Below are 17,712 nucleotides of genomic sequence, written 5' to 3'. Positions count from 1 at the left end.
TACGGTAAAAAAGGGGAGGGCCAGGACGTTTTGTCGTCCTGGCCCTCCCCTTGTCTTTCATCCTAGGGGAGTGAGGTGAAACCTCCCCAGCCCCATCCGACCTGGCTCCTGGAGAGCCATCCCGATGTTCCGTTGCCGGGGTACAGGAAGAGGTTGCCACCGGAATCACGTGCCAGGACATCGTTCTTGCCGTCGCCGTTGAAGTCGCCGGGGCCCAGGATGGCGGTCATCCCGCTCCAGCCGCTTCCAACCTGGACCCTGCTGAGCCATCCGCCGGCTCCGTTCCCTGGATACAGCCAGAGAATACCTGAGGTGTCCCTGGCCAAGACATCGGTCTTGCTGTCGCCGTTGAAGTCGCCAGTACTCAGGATCGCTGTCATGGCGTTCCATCCAGTGCCAACCTGGGCACTGGATGCAAAGCCGCCGGTGCCGTTTCCACGGTAGAGCCACAGAGTGCCGGCCGAATCCCGCGCCAATACATCGGCCTTGCCATCGCCGCTGAAGTCGCCTGGCGCGAGGATGAGCGTCATGCCCGTCCACAATGTGCCGGCCTGCACCCTGGGCTGGAGCCCGCCGGCCCCATTTCCAGGGTAGAGCCAGAGGACGCCGTTGGTATCGCGCGCCAGGACGTCGCTTCGTCCATCACCGTTGAAGTCCTTGGTGGGGACGATGGCGTTCAGCGTGTTCCAACCTGTGCCCAAGGAACGTTGCGTCAGCCAACCGCCAGTGCCGTTGCCTGGATAGAGCCATAGCGTGCCGCCGCTGTCCCGCGCAACGACGTCGTTCTTTGAGTCGCCGTTGTAGTCTTTCCAGGTGTTGGCTGGTGGCGCTGTCACGGTGTAGGCCTGGCTGACGATCGCCGAACTATTGTTGGAGGCATCCACTGCGAAGTACTTCAACGTCATCGCGGCGGTCAGCGTGATGGCTGTGGAGTATTTATTGGCGGCTGTGGCTGTCGGTGTAGTGCCGTTGGTTGTGAAGTAGATGCTGGATCCGGCTTCATTAACCGTGAGGGTGATCTGCTGGTTTACTGGGTAGCTGCCCGCAGGGGGTGTCGCAGTGACCACCGGTGGGGTGGTGTCCAGAATTGTGTAGGCAACGGTTGTAATCGCTGAGGCGTTTCCGTAGGCGTCCACAGCAAGGCCCTTCACTGTGGTGTTGGCCGTGAGTGCGAACGGACTCGAGTATGCTTTCGTGCTTCCCGTGACTGCAGTAGCGGGCGTGCTCCCATCCGTTGTGTAGAAGATACTGCCCGATTCGCTGGAAGTCATCGTGACAAGCTGCCCTGAAGCGTAGGCTCCGGCAGCCGGAGCAACAGTCAAAACTGGCGCTGCGCTGTCAAGTACGTACGTTTGAGTCGCAACGGTTGAATCGTTCCCCGCGGTGTCCCGTGCGAAATACTTCAATGTCATCGACGTCAACGCTATCGGCCCTGAATAGACAGGACTGGATGTTGTAGGCGTCGTGCCATCGGTTGTGACGTAGATCGTGGCCGCTTCGTTGACCGAGAGGCTGATGGTTTTGCCGGGCCCGTAAGTTCCTCCGGCAGGATCGACGGAGACCACCGGTGGTGTTGTGTCGGGAGCGAAGACAGTGACATTCCTGGTAGCAGTGGAGGTGTTTCCTGCGTTGTCCCGGACTTCCACCGTGAACGTGACAGGACCATTGGGCACGTTGGTGTACGACTTTGGCGACGTGCATGCTGTGAAGGCGTTGGCGCCCAACTTGCACCTGAACCCGGCAACGTCCGTGGACGTTGAGGCAAAGGTGAACGACGGCGAGATGCCCACTGTTGCACCCTCTGCAGGAGAACTGATGGACACCTGCGGTGCAGTCAAGTCGGCGGTCACCGTCACCGATGCCACGGTGCTGATGTTGCCTGCCATGTCTGTCGCCCGCACCCGAAGGACGTGCTGGCCCGCGGTAGTGAGGCTGAAGACGAACCCGTTACTGCAGGCCGTGAAAGTTGTCGTCGAATCTACCGAGCAGGACAGGATGGTATCCGCCTCGGAGGTTACGCCCAGGACAGGCGCACCGTTGACTGTTGCTCCAGCGGTAGGTGAGGTGATGACCGGAGCGGCGGGGGCAGTCAGATCAACCGTGAATGACCGGGATACCGGAAGCCCTGTCGGTGCCGCACGTACCGAGAATGTGTACGCGCCGTTGGCCAAGGCTGTGGCTGGCGTATACGTGCCTCCCGTGCACACCTGCCAGACAGGTGTTGCGGTGCTCAATTGGAGGCTGCATTCAAGTGCGCCGCCGGGAGGCGTCGAGGCTACCGTAAAGGTAGGCGTGGAGTCATTGGTGAAGGCCGGGTTGGCTGCCTGGGTTCCGTCTGCCGCCGTCGGACCGCTCACGATTGAAGGTACGACGCCACCGAGGGTGAGCAATCTTCCCTGCTGGGCGGGTTTGGCAGGATCCAGCTGACCTGGATCTTCCATGACCAGGAGCTTGCCGCCGCGCATTGACAGGCCGCCAATCTTGCTGAAACCGAGGGCCCATTGGTTGTTCACGGTGTCAGTGCTCAGGTCAATGCGCGAGACCGTGTCCTTGCCGGCGTCGGCCGTGGTGGTTCCCACACCTGTTCCCGTGTAAAGGACCAGGGGCGACTGCCAGTCGTAGTAGATGGCTGTCGGCTTGCCGACGTTATAGAGCGGCGCGGGTACGAAGTTGGTGAGTACGCCGTCCTCAGGTGCCGTGAACACGGTCAGTCCCGAGGTTTCAGCGACATAAACAACGACGTTGCCGGCACTGTTGCGGTGGGTGGCAGCAAGGCTCAAGGAGCTTGTGCTCACCGAAGCTATTGATTCGATGCTGGGATGGAGAGCCGTTGGATCCACGATCTTCACAATCGACCGGGCATTTGCGAACGACAAATAGATGTTGCCATCGGGGCCGTCACTGACGGCATTCGGGCGGAGGTCGCCGTCGAAGATGGTCAACTGGCTGTCGTAGTCGAATAACCCGGCGGTGGGGTTCCAGACCGCACGAACTACCTCGGAACTTCCGACGGCGGCATCCGGAATGAACGCGATTTCGTCACCATTGCCGTTGTTGGCGGGAGACGGATCGATCATTGCAGGAGTCCCAGCCAGCGCGGGACCCCTTTTGTGTCCAGCCAAGGTGCCTCCAAGGCAGGTGCCTGTCTCGAGGCCGCCCGGTGTAGCTCCTGATGCCTCGGTCACGCGGCAGAATCCTGCACGCGCATCCGAAACCCAGATCCTTCCACCGGGATCCACAACAGCGCCTGCGGCCTTGGTCAGACCAACAGCCAGCGTCTGGCGGGCTTGGTCAGCTGCGGCAGGCCCTCCAGTAAGCACTCCTGTCAGCGCCGCAGCAGCGAGGCTGGCAGTGGCAAGAAGGGCGGTCAATGTACGGCTATGCCGTCTTCGATCCACTCGGCCCCGGGACGGGCTATGGGAGTCTACCTGAGAGGTTCTTGAGCGACCGGCGAGGGCAAGACATGCCAAACCAAGCTGAAGAACACTGCGATTGCGCGTGTCCACCGAGGGATCCCCACTTCATTCGGATGCTCCCCAGCTCCGCATGCATTGGTTATTCGCCCCACGCCGTTCCCGGCTGCGTCTACGTACATCTTCCCCCAATTTTCACATTTGTCACTAGTGACTTTTGATGCAGGGCATTTTTCTTGGCCTCGCGTTCGCCGGTTCCAATGTCTTGACCGCGCCTACGCAGCCCCGCACGATTGAGGTGGAGGTCACAATGCGCAGACTGTTTCCGATCGTGGTGCCGTTGGTGGTGCTGTTGGCCGCCTGCACGGGTCCGTCGCCCCAACCCACCCCGGGAACGACTACGGCGTCGGCAACAGCAACCACCAGCGGAACAGCGGAACCCAGCCACTCGCCGTCGACGGTTCCCAGCAGCAGCACCTCAGGGGACGGCGAACCGTTGGGGGAAGGCGATGAACCCGACCGTTACGCCTATCGCTGCACAAGTCTTGACGCCTCGCCGGAAGTCCAGTTGTCGAGTCTGGCGGAGGTCTGGGCCGCCACAAATTACACACGGATGGGCTCGTGCGATGTCACCTACACCGGCCCGGAACCGTTCCAGCCGACGCCTCGGGAAGCAGAGGCAATTTCGACGGCGGCGCCGGGCGGAGCGGGCGATGATGACGGCCTTGCTGTGATGCTGGACGTCCTCCGCCTGTGTACGCGGGTCAGCGATGAAAGCGGTCCCGGCGGTTTCCAGGGCGCAGGTCACGGGGCGTTGCTCGCCGCAGCCTCGCTTTGCCCAGATGCTCCGCAGGGCAAAATCATCGCGGCGTGGGCCGATGGCACACGGGTAGGCGATGGCATGTACCAAGTGGGCGAGTCAGTCCAACCGGGCAAGTATCAATTGGTCAAGCAAGGCCCGGTCGCAGCTGAATGTAAGTGGTCCGTTGCCGCTGCGGGGGGCGCCCTTGCTGCCGGTGGAGGGCTCCCGGCGGTGGGCCAGAGCGTCGATCTCGCTACCGGCCAAAACTTTACTAGTGACAAATGCGGAATTTGGGGGAAGATGTACTAAGACGCAGCCGGAAACGGCGTGGGGCGAATAACCAATGCATGCGGAGCTGGGGAGCATCCGAATGAAGTGGGGATCCCTCGGTGGACATGCGCAGGCGCAGTGTTCTTCAGCTCGGCGTGGCAGCTCTTGCCCTCGCCGGTTGCTCAGGAACCAATGTAGAAACTTCCCAGCCACCAGCACTCGATATGGCGCCTGTGGTCGCAAACGACAACAAAATCCCCGTGGAACGTCCGGAACCTTTGATCCGGTATCAGTTCACGTGCACAGCGGCAGATGGCAGCCTGATAGGCAAATTCTCGAGCCTTGACGAAGTCTGGGCCTCCACGCGCTACATGCACGTCACTGAGTGCCAAGTGGACTATGTCGGAAATGGACCGCATATTCTGACTCCAGAGGAGACGGCCGCCGTCAATGCCGCCCTGGCAGCGGGTGCCGTTCCCGGAGACGCCTCGGCCCTTTGCCTGCGCATCATTAAGGCCTGCACCCGGACGGATCCCAGGACGCTCGCAGCCTCACTTGCCGCTTATGGAGTTCCTGTGGTGAAGGGCGCCTTGACACTTGCGCCGTTGGCGCCACAGGCGGCCGTGCTCACCAAGTGGCTCAAGACGGCAGTGTCCGGATAGGCGGGCGGCTCCCACAAATTAGACAAACACGCAGGGCGCGGACCTCTTTAGGCCCGCGCCCTTTACAGCGGCCCTGCGGTCAGGCAAGCAAGCTATTCATCGCGTTGATCAGCGTGGTTTCCACGCCATTGGTGCCCGCCTTGAAGTGGGCCAGATGCCCGTAAACGGTCATTGATCCACCGGCTATTCCCGGGAAATCCGGTTCCCAGCCGCCCTCATAACTGCCAAGCGGCATGAACGGTGGAAAGAATTCGTTGCTGGGTATGTAGCAGCAGGATTCGTTCGCGTATCCACCAACGAGGATTCCGTTGGTTCCGCCGTTGCGATTGCGGAAATAGGCCGCATAACCGCTGACGAGTTCGCCCCCGATCATGGCGATCTTTAGTTGCGGACTGCCGTTGAACTTCCACACCTGGAAGGGGGAAGGCACCGCTGTTTTGTAGCTATTGCTGTCGATGCGTCCGATCATGACCTGGGCGTGACGCTGATACCACAGCGGCTGGCCGTTGGGGTTCGCCAAACGAGCCACATATGCGGCGCGAACGGCGGCCAGGTTGTCCGCCGTCGGTGTGATATCCAGTGGAAGCTGGACCTCCTGATAGCGCGTCACCATCGGGCCGCTGAGTGCCCGGCCCGCGGACTGCATGTTTGAATTGACAGTCGCGCCGAGGGCGTCCCCATGCTGGTCCCTGAGTTCCCAGCTGCGGACTCCTCCGGGGTCCTGGTCCCCGGCTGGTCCCTGCACGAACATCGCGAAACAATTCGGGTTCCGGTTCTCGATGTAATTGCAGGCGCCCGCCGCGAAATCTCCGTCAAAGAGTGTGCGCAAACCTGCACTGATCGGGTGGCAGCCGTAGCTGAAGATCACGGCTGCGGGTGTGCCGTTGCCCCGCCTGGCTACCAGAATGGGGACGGCGGTTTCTGTGTATGGCAGGCCTACCCTGTTCGCGGAAAAGTTCTGAGTTGAAACTTTGTAGTCGAAGGTGACTGACTCTTCATTCGCGTTCAAGGCTTCCTGCGCTAGGTTCACGACCGTGTCCTCCAGGTCGTCGCTGTACGAACGGACCAATCCCAGGTCCGCCAGTCCGTAGGCCATGAAGGGGTGCAAGGTGTCGATCAGCGCGGGACCGTTGTGCGTATGTGTCGCTTGGATCAGAATGTCGCTGCTGGACCAATCGGCGAGTTGGATGATCCTGTCGCGGATCCGTTGATGCATGGCCCGAGGCAGCGCCAGGACATCCAACGAGATGATGATGTGGGGGTGGGCGTCTTCCCAGATGAGGATTGCCCGTGCGTAGAGGGGCTCGAACGGCGAGCTACTGGTGGCCTCGCGTCCGCCGTCCGTGGTTCCATATCCGGCCATATACGGATTCGTGCTCAGCGACGGCGTAATATCAGCGCTTGCAGTTCCAACTCTAAACGCCATAAAAGATCACTCCTTGATTGTGCGCAATGGGTGATCTTCGCTTGCCCCCAAACAAAGTCCGTATCCCAAAATGCGCTGAACAGCCAATACGTGAGACCACCTTCATTAGACCATGTGATCCCCGAATTTAGGCCGCTCCACGGCGATATTTATCGCATGGCCGTACGCCGCACAGGCTGGAAATCAACCGAGGGCCCTTTCACGGAAGTTTTCCACGAAAGGGCCCTCGAAAGGGGCGGGTTGCATGCTATTTGGTGGCTGGCGCCAGGATCGTGAGGCTGTTCCAGCCCGTGCCGATCCGAGACAGTGTTCCCCACGACCGGTTCGAACCCACAGGGTAGTATCGGAGCTCGCCGACGGTGGTACGGGCGATGATGCCGCTGGAGCCGGCTCCGGCAAATCCCCGTACCGCACCGAAGCTGGAGATAATATTCCAACCTGTTCCGACCACGCCGGCAGCTTCCTGCATAAAGTTGCCAGTGCCGTTCGAACGGTACAGCTTCAGATCACCTTCTGAGTTCTTGGCCAGGAGGTCCGCATTGGAATCTTTGTCAAAGTCCATCTGCACTATGTCCAGGCCGGTCCAACCGACTCCAATGGAGACACCAGTGGACACCGTTTTTCCCGTGGGGTTGCTGAAGTAATAGAGGCGACCAGTGGAGTCGTATCCTACGAGGCCGGGATGGGCATCGGCTTTCTTCCACGTGCCAGCGGTCAGCGTCCAATCCTTCCAGTTGCTGCCGAGGGCGATCGGAGACCCAAAACCGCTGCCTGTCCGGCCCGGGTAGACGTTTAGCCGGCCGTCGGACCACTGCGCCACAATGTCCAGGGTGCCGTCTCCGTTCCAATCCGTGACGAACCCGGCCTTCAAGCCGGCCCATCCCGTTCCGATGAGGTCCTCCGGGAGAAGCGCGGTGGTGCCCGTTCCGGGATAGCGGTAGAGGTTGGCGTCTGGGCGGACCGCCACCACATCCTCTTGGTCGATGCCGAGGGTTGTCTCTACATCCAAGGGAGCGTCGCTGATCCGGATTGCGTCATCCCAACCCAATCCGATGAGACTGCGGTTGCCCCACGACCCTGAGACTGCAGGGTAATAGTAGAGGTCACCGTTGGCGGTACGGGCGTGAAGCCCCTGCGACCCGGCGTCACTGAAGCCGATGGCTGAACTGACCGACGTCATGCCGTTCCATCCGGAACCAATCACTTGGGGGGCTTCGTTGAGGAAGCTGCCCAAACCATTCGAGCGATACAAGCGAAGGGTGCCGTCGGACGTTCGCGTAACTATGTCCTGGCTGCCGTCGCCATCGAAGTCGATCTGGTTCAGTTGGTGGCCACTGAAACCGGTCCCTATCAATGTCCCGTTGCTGAGCGTTCCACCGCCCGTGTTCGGGTACCGGTACAAATTGCCCAGGTAGTCCTGTCCTATGACGCCCGGATAGGCATCCTTGGAGTTCCACCACCCCACAGTCAGGGACATTTCCTGCCAGCCGGAACCGACCTGGACGGGGGCGTAGAAGCTACCCCCGGGAGCCCCCCGGAAGAACTTCAACGTCCCATCGGGCCATTGCGAAAGAATGTCCTGGACACCGTCCTGGTTCCAGTCCACTACGTACAGCGATTTTGCTCCTGCCCACCCCGAGCCGATTGCCACGGGGCCACTGATCCGCCCGCTTCCGCTTGCCGGGAACACATCCAGGCGGCCCGTAGAGCTTGTCGTGAGAATGTCCGCACCGGACTTGATGGATGGGTTGGAAGGGGTTGAGACGCCGCGTGCGAACGTTCGCAGCTGGTCGTAGCTACCGTTGAAGATGTTGGAATCACCTTCGAACGGCCCTGTGCTGCTGTACTGCCACATGCTGTAATCGCCCCAGCTTGCGGGCAGGTAGCCGGGAGAATTCGTGGGGTTGTTCCAGTAGGAAGCAATCCAAAGCGGGTAGCTGCCGAACGTGGAGTTGCCTACGCACGTATTCCACCAGTCCGTGGTGCTGTAGATAACCGGGAAGCGGCCCGTCAGGGCTTTGACCGTGTTGCCGAAGTCCGCAGCCCACTGGCCAAGCTGTGCTTTGGACATGTTGTAGCACGTGTTGCCGAAGTAGAACCCGTTGATGGTTCGCCCGGCGTAGGGGTTGTATTCGATGTCCAGGACGGGTGGAAGCGTGTAGCCATCCGCTGTCCATCCGCCTCCGTTGGCGACGAAGTACCTTGCCTGGTCCGCACCTGAGGACCAGTTGGGGATGGCGAAGTGGTAAGCGCCGCGTACCATTCCGACGTTGCGTGAACCGTCGTATTGCTGCGTGTAGTTTTCGTTGACGTAGTAGTTGCCCTCGGAGGCTTTTACGTAAGCCCAACGTGAACCTTGGTTCCATTGGCTCTGCCAGTTGACGTTGCCTTGGTGCGCACTGACATCCTGTCCGTGGACACCAATAGTAGGCCTCCAGTGCCCTGGGTCGGCCGCCATGGGCACCACTTGGCCGACTGCCCGTGCGCCGGCAGGCCCTGAATTTCCGTTATCTTGCTTTGCCGCCACGACCCTGGGCGAGCGCTGACCCATTTCTGCTCCGCCCGCCGGAATTGCGGCACGCATTGCCGCCTTCATGGTTTCGGCGTCCGGAGCGTTGCCGGGCATTGCCAGGGTCGTTGGAAGCGTAGCTGGATCGTCCGCCGCGGGGCCGACAGCCGGCAGGGGTGGAACAGCAGGAGGAGGCTCGACGGCGGTGGGCGACGGCTTCTGACTCGTCACCACCGGGGCGCTTTCCGCCGGGACAGCCCGGGGTTCTGTCGACGGAAGGAGTGAGCCTGGCGCTGCCGGGGTCTCTTCGGCGGTGGGAGCTGGAACCGGCCGAGGGCCGGAATTCACGGCCCATGCAGGAACGCCGGGAAAGGTGCCTGCCAGCAGGGCCAGGCAAAGGGCGATTCCAGTCCTGGCAAGTGGCATGCGACGGACCGACTCTACTGAGGTTCTTGTCATATCCAATTCCGGCCCTGTGCCGCGGCTCAGCGGCGCATGGTGTGGCTTGCTGACAAGCTCCGGGGCGGGCGCCTGCGCATGGGACCAAAGGCCAGCTCCTAACGGGCTTTACCCTAACATTCCGAAACTGGAGTGACTAGTGGGGCTGGGGATACTGGAGGGACTCTTGTTTCAATAGTTATCCACAAGCGGCCAAGCAGGACTTGGACCCGGACCACGGCTGTCCTAGCGTAGGTGACTCGAGATACGCCTCTCGGATACGGACACGAAGGTTTTTGGGGGATATATGGAGGCTGTTCGGATTGTGGAGGGTGAGGTCCGCGAGCTTATTAGGCGCCGCGGGTTAGACCCCCTCGAACAGGCAGCGGACGTTCGGCGCTTGGTGGAAGATGCCGTCAACGACTATGACGAAAGGGCTCTCCTGGGACCCCTTCCGCCGCTGGGACATCTGGAAACTGCCCGCCGGCATGTCTTTGATGCCGTAGCCGGATTCGGTCCGCTGCAGCCGTTCTTGGATGATCCCGGCATAGAGGAAATTTGGATCAACGCGCCTCACGAAATCTATGTCGCGCGCAATGGGGAGTCCGAACTCACGGGAATCACCCTGGCCGAGCAGCAAGTCCGGGATCTCGTGGAACGGATGCTCAAGAGCTCGGGCCGGCGGTTGGACTTGTCGTCCCCGTTCGTGGATGCGGCCCTGCCGGACGGATCCCGGTTGCATGTTGCCATTCCTGACATCACCCGGAAGCACTGGGCCGTCAACATCAGAAAGTTCATCGCCAGGGCGAGCCGGCTTGAGCATCTCGTCGAATTGGGCAGCCTCACGCCCCAGGCTGCGAGGTTCCTCGGTGCAGCGGTTGCAAGCGGGCTTAATATTCTGGTCTCAGGTGCCACCCAGGCAGGGAAGACCACAATGCTGAATTGCCTTGCGGCAAGCATTGGCTCACGTGAGCGCGTAGTGACGGTTGAAGAGATCTTTGAATTACAACTCCCACTGCGTGACGTCGTGGGGCTCCAGTGCCGGCAACCGAACCTCGAAGGCCACGGTGAAATTCCGTTGCGAAGACTCGTTAAGGAAGCCCTTCGCATGAGGCCTGACCGTCTGGTGGTCGGTGAAGTCCGAGAAGCCGAAAGCCTCGACATGCTGATCGCGTTGAATTCCGGGCTTCCGGGCATGTGCACGGTCCACGCAAACTCGGCCCATGACGCGGTCACCAAGATTTGCACCTTGCCCCTACTGGCAGGGGCGAACATTTCCAGTGCATTCGTCGTGCCAACAGTCGCCTCATGTATTGACTTGGTAGTCCACTGTGCCCGGCAGTCCAATGGGCGCCGGCAGGTAACCGAAATCCTGTCGCTGGGACGCCGTGTGGAAAACGGCGTCATCGAATCCTCCGTGGTGTTCCGCATGCTTGAGGGGCAGTTGCAGCCCAAAGCCAACTCCATGCCAGCCGTCGACAAGTTTGCCTTGGCTGGTTTTGATGTCGCAGCCCTGCTGGAGCTGAACTGATGGCCCCGTTACTGGGGATCCTTTGCGGCAGTGGAGCTTTCCTCATTTGGTGGTCGACCTGGGAGCATCCACCAGCAGCCACGGCCAGGGAACCCCATCCCCGGCGGTTGGAACTGCTCTTGCTCTCGGCAGGCATAGAAAAGGTCACCGGTGCGGGCCTGCTTCTCAGCTGCGCTGGCTGCGGACTCGTTGCGATGCTCCTATTCTTCGTTCTCACCTCTTCACTGCCCGTCTGCCTTTGCTTCGGGATCTTCGGCGCTTGGATCCCTTTTGGCCTCGTACGTCGTCGGGCGCGGAAACGCCGCGCGATGTTGCGCCAACTCTGGCCGGATGTTGTGGACCATCTCAGGTCAGCCATTCGCGCTGGCCTGGCATTGCCAGAGGCCCTGATCCAACTCGGGCATAAAGGGCCAGACGAACTACGCAGCCTGTTCCTTGATTTTGGTGCCGACTATCGATCGGGCGGTCACTTCGACTCGGCGGCAAACAGGCTCAAGGACCGCCTGGCAGATCCGGTGGCTGACCGGATTATTGAGGCACTCCGGATGACGCGGGAAGTGGGTGGCTCGGACCTTGGACGCATGTTGGGAACGTTGGCCGGCTTTCTGCGGGAAAGCGCCCGGACGCGCAGCGAACTCGAGGCCAGGCAATCCTGGACAGTCAACGGTGCCCGGCTTGCTGTCGCTGCGCCGTGGATAGTCTTGGTGGTTATGGCTGGCAGGCCGGAAGCCATGCTTGCCTATAACACCGGGGTGGGGGCCATAGTCCTGCTGGGCGGACTGCTTGTCTCGGTCATTTGTTATGCAGTCATGCTGCGCATTGGGGCGTTGCCCGAGGATGAGCGGGTCCTGCGATGAGCACGTCGACCGCCATTGCAACGCTCCTCGGACTACTCCTCGGCGGAGGGGCATGGTTGATTCTGGTACGACTTCCATTTATGCGTGGCAGGACCTTCGCGGATCGAATTGACCCGCAGCTTAAGTCGCACAATCTCGAGTCGCGCCTCCTCAGGGCGCCAACGCATAATCTCACACCCTTCGGACCTCTGGAACGCATACTCCGCCCCGTTATCCAGGACGGAATCGGCCACTTGTCCCGCTTCAATGGTGGTGGAGCAGCGCTGCGAAAAAGACTGGCTCGAGCCGGGTCGGCGAAGACGGTGCTGGATTTCCGTGCGGAACAACTTGTGTGTGCCGCAGGTGGATTCTTTCTCGCCCTGCTCGGCGTAGGGCTGGGTGCTGCCTCCGGACGATTCAGCCCGCTTCCATCGCTGATGGCGGTGATCGGAGGTGCTTTGTGTGGATACTTGCTTCGCGATTTCATGCTTGGCCAAAAGATCAAGCGTCGCGAATCGGTGATTCTCGCGGAGTTTCCAAGCCTTGCCGAACTCATGGCACTTGCCGTCGCGGCCGGTGAGAGCGCCGTGGGTGCGATGGACAGGATATCCCGCAGCTCCACCGGCGAGCTTGCCAAGGAATTCACCGCTGTTCTGGCCGACACGCGTTCAGGAAAGTCACTGGTCCAGGCACTCCAGGCGTTCTCGACCCGAACAGAGCTGCCGCCCCTCGTCCGTTTCGTCGACGGGTTGGTGGTGGCCGTGGAGCGGGGGACTCCATTGGCCGATGTACTCCGGGCACAAGCTGCCGATGTCCGGGACGCTGCGAAGCGGGAACTTATGGAATCAGCCGGTCGAAAGGAAATCGGCATGATGGTGCCTCTTGTATTTGGAGTCCTTCCACTAACGGTCATTTTCGCAGCGTTTCCAGCACTCGCTGCGCTGCAGTTGAGCCTTTGACAGGACCCAGCCGGCACATTGACCACCTAGCCTTATCCCTCCACAGCACCTACACATCCAGAAACACAAATCAAACACACATTGGGGAAGTAATGAACAAGCACGGACGCCCGTTTTCTGCCACAAACACGATGACCTTGCCCCTTTTCCCATGGGCGTTCGCGGTGATGGCGGGAAATGCAGTATCGCCACTGGAAGATGGTGAGCGCGGTGACGTCCCTGGATGGGTGATGATCACCTTAATGTCCGCCATATTGGTCGCGGGTCTTCTCGCCATTGCATCGCCGGCATTGGCGGACCTCTTCGCGCAGGCCATGGCCAAAGTGGGCGGCTAGGACATGGGGCAGGTACGCTGCCGCGTACAGAATCGCCATCTCCACGTGCCCAGCGCAAAGGAATCTGGGGAACGGGGTTCTGCAGTTGTGGATTTTGTGCTGGTTGGCGCACTGCTGACGTTGTTTTTCATGGCAATCGTCCAGCTCACGCTTGTCCTTCACGTGCGGAACACGCTTATTGATGCTGCAGCGTCGGGAGCTGGGTATGGGGCCCTTGCCGATCGAACGGCCGCAGACGCGAAGGCAAGGACATCCGAACTGATCGAAATGACGCTCAATGGCGACTTCGCAACAGACGTGGCTACCGCTGAAACAAGACTGGATGGAATTCGTACCTTGGAAGTGACCGTGAGGGCCCCCATTCCAGTCGTGGGGCTCATCGGCCCTGGAGGATTCATGGAGGTGAGCGGACATGCTGCGCTGCCGGAGTAGCGTGCAGAGTCCGACGCCGTTACCCACTTCCACAATGCACGCCATGAGGCATCGGCTGGGTGGGATCCGGCAGCCGGAGCCCGACCCCTCACGAGACACGGCTGCGAATTGGGCAGGCGTGGAAAGTCAACGGGGCAGCGCAATGGTGGAGTTCACGTTCCTGGCTGTGTTGCTCATGGTTCCGGTGGTCTATTTCCTGGTAACCGTAGGCCAAATCCAAGGCGGATCCTTCGCGGTAGTCGGTGCGGCAGATCAGGCAGCAAAAGTTTTTGTTTCGCAGACTAAACCCGCCCTCGCGAGGACTGCCGCGGAGCAGAGTGTCCTCGTGGCGCTGAAGGATTACGGCTATCCGGCGCAAGCGGCCAAAATTCAAATCTCATGCGACCGGTCAGACTGCCTTTCGGCAGGGGCAACAGTGACGGTATCGGTTCGACTGACTGTCCCCCTACTGATGGTTCCGTTTGGTGACGCACTTCATTTGGACGCTGCCGTGCTCAATGCCTCTGCTACTCAAGTCGTTGGGCGCTTCAAATGAGCCAAAAGTGAGGAGGAGGCACAGGTGATGGCGAAAGGGCGGATAAGAGGCAGTGCCGAAGAGGGGCAAATGAGTGTGCTGATTGTTGGCTTCGTGCTTCTGGCGCTCCTGCTGGCCTCGGTGGTCATTGCTACTTCGGCGATCTACCTGGAACACAAGAAACTCCTGTCCTTGGCTGACGGTGCGGCCCTTGCCGCGGCTGATTCGTACGTAGTGGGCGACATCGAAGGAATCAGTGCGCCCTCAGCATCGCTGGTGGATGAGCGGGTACTGGGCGCAGTTGATCTGTATCTGGGCAGCAGCGATGCCTTCTCCAAGCACGATCACTTGGCAATTGCTCCTGGAACGGGCAGTTCAAACGGTGGTACCGCGGTGGTGGTCTTGAGTGCCATCGCCCATCCGCCGTTGGTCAATTTCCTGCTGCCCGGGGGAATTCCCGTTGAAGCCAGATCCACGGCCAGGTCCCGGCTCACGCAATAGCGCAATGATACGGACGCAATGACGTAGCCCAGTCGGGGGAGCCCGGCTGATAGCGTACGCTGGAAAGACCATGGCTGAGATTGATTTTCCCGCAGAAATCCGCGCGCTTCGCGCCACTTACAGTTCCATCGAGAACGTCACCGATGTTGATGCCTTGAAGGCCGAGATCGCCGAATTGAGTGAGCAAGCTGGGGCGCCGGACCTTTGGGATGACCCCGCATCCGCGCAGGTTGTCACTTCGCGTTTGTCCCACCGGCAAGCCGAAGTGGAGCGCTTGTCCAAGCTGGCTTCCCGGATCGACGACCTCGAAGTTCTCGTGGAGCTCGGCCAGGACGAGGGCGACGAAGCGTCCATGGACGAGGCAGCCAAGGAGCTTGCCTCTATTCGCAAGGCCCTCGCCGAGCTCGAAGTTGTCACCCTGTTGTCAGGCGAATACGACGAACGGGAAGCTGTGGTGACCATCCGGGCAGGAGCAGGTGGCGTTGACGCCGCTGACTTCGCCGAGATGCTGATGCGTATGTACCTGCGGTGGGCGGAGCGCCACGGTTACCCCACCACCGTGATGGACACGTCCTATGCCGAAGAAGCAGGTCTGAAGTCCGCCACGTTCGAGGTCAAGGCGCCGTACGCTTTTGGCACGCTGAGCGTCGAGGCTGGCACACACCGCCTTGTCCGTATCAGCCCCTTCGACAACCAGGGCCGCCGGCAGACCTCGTTCGCCGCCGTCGAGGTGATCCCGCTGATTGAACAGACCGACTCCATCGAGATTCCGGACAACGAAATCCGCGTTGACGTCTTCAGGTCCTCCGGGCCTGGAGGACAGTCAGTCAACACGACCGACTCCGCCGTGCGCCTGACACACATTCCCACGGGGATCGTCGTGTCAATGCAGAACGAAAAGTCGCAGCTTCAAAACCGGGCCGCGGCCTTGCGTGTGCTGCAGTCGCGGTTGCTGCTTGTTAAGAAGGAACAGCAGGACGCTGAAAAGAAGGCCTTGGCTGGCGACGTCAAGGCATCATGGGGAGATCAGATGCGCTCCTACGTGCTCAATCCGTACCAGATGGTCAAGGACCTGCGCACGGAACACGAAGTAGGCAATACGTCGGCGGTGCTGGACGGCGACATCGATGACTTCATCGATGCCGGTATCCGTTGGCGCACGGGCAACCGGAACGCAGCCAGCTAGGTTCTCGATTCGCCGTTCCGGTAGTGTCCGATTCGGCGACACGCCCCGGAAACCCCCGGAATCCCGGCTGCTGCGTGCGTATAGTCGAGTGGCCGGTGCTCTCACTTCCCCCATCGAAAGCCCGCGCTCCGGCTGTTGGACTGGGCGAGTACGTCATGTCCGGCGGGGTTCTAAAGGGCCATGATCAGATTTGAGAATGTCACCAAGGTCTACGAGCAGAATGCCCGACCGGCGCTCGATTCTGTCAGCCTTGAGATCAACCGCGGTGAATTCACCTTCCTTGTGGGCGCCTCGGGCTCAGGAAAGTCCACGTTCCTGAGATTGATCCTGAAGGAAGACAAAGCATCCTCAGGTTCGGTTTACGTAGCCGGCCAGAACGTGGCCAACATTTCGAGCTGGCGAGTGCCCAAGCTGCGAAGGGGTATCGGCGTCGTCTTCCAGGATTTCCGCCTGCTCCCGCAGAAGAATGTCTTCGCGAACGTGGCATTTGCCATGCAGGTCATCGGCAAGAGCCGCTCCATCATTCGGGAGACAGTTCCTGAAGTATTGAAGACCGTGGGTCTTGAGGGCAAGGAACGGCGGATGCCCCACGAACTCTCAGGTGGCGAGCAGCAGCGCGTGGCCATTGCCCGTGCGGTGGTAAACCGCCCAGGTATCCTCCTCGCGGACGAGCCCACCGGAAACCTTGACCCCATTACCTCGATGGGAATCATGGGGGTCCTGGACAAGATCAACCAGAACGGCACCACTGTAGTCATGGCTACCCACGACGACGACATCGTTAACGAAATGCGCCGCCGTGTGGTGGAACTCAAGAATGGCAAGGTCATCCGAGACGAAGCTAAGGCCCTGTACACGTCCATGATCCCGGTTGTGGGTGAATCCCGCCGGCTCCGGGATGCCAGTGGCGAAGAAATCAACCGCGCGCAGGGGGCACAGCTGTGAGGCTCCTTTTCATCCTCGGGGAAATCGGCAGCGGTTTGCGCCGCAACCTGTCCATGGTGATCTCGGTCGTATTGGTGACCTTTGTTTCCCTGACGTTCGTTGGCGCAGCGGGTATGCTGCAGATGCAAATCAACCAGATGAAGGGCTACTGGTACGACAAAGTCCAGGTTGCCGTATTCCTTTGCAACGACGGCTCGACGGCGGTTGGTTGCGCCTCGGGGCCAGCCACCAAGGAACAGCAGGACAACCTGCAGGCCATGTTGGAGTCTCCCGCCGTCAAGCAATACATCAACGACTTCCAGTTTGAATCCCAGGCCGAGGCCTACAAACACTTCAAAGAGCAGTTCTCCAATTCACCCATTGTTGATTCTGTGTCCGAGGACCAGTTGCCGGCCTCGTTCCGCATCAACATGAAGAACCCTGAGAAGTACCAGATCATCAGCGAAACATTTTCCTCGCAGCCGGGCGTTGAGACGGTGAGTGACCAACGCCAGGTCTTGGAGCGCATCTTCTCTTGGATGAATGGCGCTTCTGTGGCCGCGATGGGTGTGGCCGCGGTGATGATCTTCTGTGCGGTGCTTCTAATCACCACCACGATCCGGCTCTCCGCCTTCAGCCGGCGCCGGGAAACGGGCATCATGCGCCTGGTGGGCGCCTCGAAGACAGTCATCCAGTTGCCGTTTATCCTGGAGGGCGTGATCGCCGCCGTCGTCGGGGCCGTGTTGGCATCCGTGACGCTGTGGCTCATGGCACACTTCTGGCTCAACGGTGACCTCTCCAGGCAGTTCCTTAACACTCCCTTCATCTCATCGACGCAGGTCCTGGTGATCGCGCCGGTGCTGATTGCGCTCGGCGGTGGCTTGGCCGGGATATCCTCCTTGTTGACCCTCCGGCGCTACTTGAAGGTTTAGTGATGACGGACGTATGGCGACGAACGACTGTGCTGACAAGCG

At 60.4% G+C, this 17,712-nt stretch carries 15 protein-coding genes; 12 read left to right on the top strand and 3 right to left on the bottom strand.

The window, feature by feature from the left end; genetic code table 11:
- Positions 1–62 precede the first annotated feature (62 nt).
- Positions 63–3,371 carry a chitobiase/beta-hexosaminidase C-terminal domain-containing protein gene (locus ACZ5G6_RS15985; RefSeq protein ID WP_498686499.1) on the bottom strand — a complete coding sequence of 1,103 codons (3,309 nt, stop codon included), beginning with the start codon at positions 3,369–3,371 and terminating at the stop codon, positions 63–65.
- A 262-nt stretch (positions 3,372–3,633) separates the two neighbouring features.
- On the opposite strand from ACZ5G6_RS15985, the gene ACZ5G6_RS15980 reads away from it, so the two are divergent.
- Together ACZ5G6_RS15980 and ACZ5G6_RS15975 are read left to right on the top strand one after the other, a co-directional pair.
- Positions 3,634–4,524 carry an Rv1352/Rv1906c domain-containing protein gene (locus tag ACZ5G6_RS15980; RefSeq protein WP_498686497.1) on the top strand — a complete coding sequence of 297 codons (891 nt, stop codon included), beginning with the start codon at positions 3,634–3,636 and terminating at the stop codon, positions 4,522–4,524.
- An 86-nt stretch (positions 4,525–4,610) separates the two neighbouring features.
- A complete protein-coding gene (locus ACZ5G6_RS15975; protein ID WP_498686495.1) occupies positions 4,611–5,147 on the top strand; it encodes a hypothetical protein in 537 nt (178 codons plus the stop codon).
- A gap of 79 nt (positions 5,148–5,226) precedes the next feature.
- On the opposite strand, the gene ACZ5G6_RS15970 is transcribed toward ACZ5G6_RS15975, so the two are convergent.
- Both ACZ5G6_RS15970 and ACZ5G6_RS15965 read right to left on the bottom strand, forming a co-directional pair.
- Entirely contained in the window at positions 5,227–6,573 is a 1,347-nt protein-coding gene (locus ACZ5G6_RS15970) for a neutral/alkaline non-lysosomal ceramidase N-terminal domain-containing protein (RefSeq protein WP_498686493.1), read from the bottom strand.
- A gap of 247 nt (positions 6,574–6,820) precedes the next feature.
- Positions 6,821–9,541 (bottom strand): GH25 family lysozyme, encoded by a 2,721-nt coding sequence (locus ACZ5G6_RS15965; protein ID WP_498686491.1) that lies wholly within the window; start codon positions 9,539–9,541, stop codon positions 6,821–6,823.
- Between the two features lie 286 nt (positions 9,542–9,827).
- On the opposite strand from ACZ5G6_RS15965, the gene ACZ5G6_RS15960 reads away from it, so the two are divergent.
- From ACZ5G6_RS15960 to ftsX, 10 genes are all read left to right on the top strand, one after another.
- Positions 9,828–11,051: a TadA family conjugal transfer-associated ATPase gene (locus ACZ5G6_RS15960; RefSeq protein WP_498686489.1), complete on the top strand. Its 1,224-nt coding sequence runs from the start codon at positions 9,828–9,830 to the stop codon at positions 11,049–11,051.
- A complete protein-coding gene (locus ACZ5G6_RS15955; protein WP_223933564.1) occupies positions 11,051–11,908 on the top strand; it encodes a type II secretion system F family protein in 858 nt (285 codons plus the stop codon). Before ACZ5G6_RS15960 ends, ACZ5G6_RS15955 begins: the two co-directional genes overlap by 1 nt.
- Positions 11,905–12,846, top strand: a complete 942-nt coding sequence (locus ACZ5G6_RS15950) for a type II secretion system F family protein (protein WP_223933562.1) — start codon at positions 11,905–11,907, stop codon at positions 12,844–12,846. Before ACZ5G6_RS15955 ends, ACZ5G6_RS15950 begins: the two co-directional genes overlap by 4 nt.
- A 131-nt stretch (positions 12,847–12,977) precedes the next feature.
- Positions 12,978–13,181: a hypothetical protein gene (locus ACZ5G6_RS15945; protein ID WP_498692015.1), complete on the top strand. Its 204-nt coding sequence runs from the start codon at positions 12,978–12,980 to the stop codon at positions 13,179–13,181.
- Positions 13,182–13,226: 45 nt separating this feature from the next.
- Complete coding sequence (locus ACZ5G6_RS15940) at positions 13,227–13,613, top strand: TadE family protein (RefSeq protein ID WP_223933560.1); 387 nt, start codon at positions 13,227–13,229, stop codon at positions 13,611–13,613.
- A gap of 118 nt (positions 13,614–13,731) precedes the next feature.
- Positions 13,732–14,148 (top strand): hypothetical protein, encoded by a 417-nt coding sequence (locus tag ACZ5G6_RS15935; RefSeq protein ID WP_498686486.1) that lies wholly within the window; start codon positions 13,732–13,734, stop codon positions 14,146–14,148.
- A gap of 69 nt (positions 14,149–14,217) precedes the next feature.
- Positions 14,218–14,628: a pilus assembly protein TadG-related protein gene (locus ACZ5G6_RS15930; protein WP_223933559.1), complete on the top strand. Its 411-nt coding sequence runs from the start codon at positions 14,218–14,220 to the stop codon at positions 14,626–14,628.
- A 70-nt stretch (positions 14,629–14,698) separates the two neighbouring features.
- Positions 14,699–15,814, top strand: coding sequence for a peptide chain release factor 2 (gene prfB, locus ACZ5G6_RS15925; protein ID WP_498686482.1), 1,116 nt, complete (start codon positions 14,699–14,701; stop codon positions 15,812–15,814).
- Positions 15,815–15,994: 180 nt separating this feature from the next.
- On the top strand, positions 15,995–16,759 hold the full coding sequence (ftsE, locus tag ACZ5G6_RS15920; RefSeq protein WP_223933555.1) for a cell division ATP-binding protein FtsE: 765 nt from the start codon (positions 15,995–15,997) through the stop codon (positions 16,757–16,759).
- The gene (gene ftsX / locus ACZ5G6_RS15915) at positions 16,756–17,670 is read left to right on the top strand and encodes a permease-like cell division protein FtsX (RefSeq protein WP_223933554.1); all 915 of its coding nucleotides are present in this window, start codon (positions 16,756–16,758) and stop codon (positions 17,668–17,670) included. The genes ftsE and ftsX overlap by 4 nt, the downstream gene beginning before the upstream one ends.
- Positions 17,671–17,712: the final 42 nt, after the last annotated feature.

Source organism: Arthrobacter sp. TmtSoilC51, assembly GCF_055388015.1.
The sequence above is the reverse complement of the archived record's forward strand: the minus strand, read 5'-3'. Positions and strand labels throughout refer to the sequence as shown.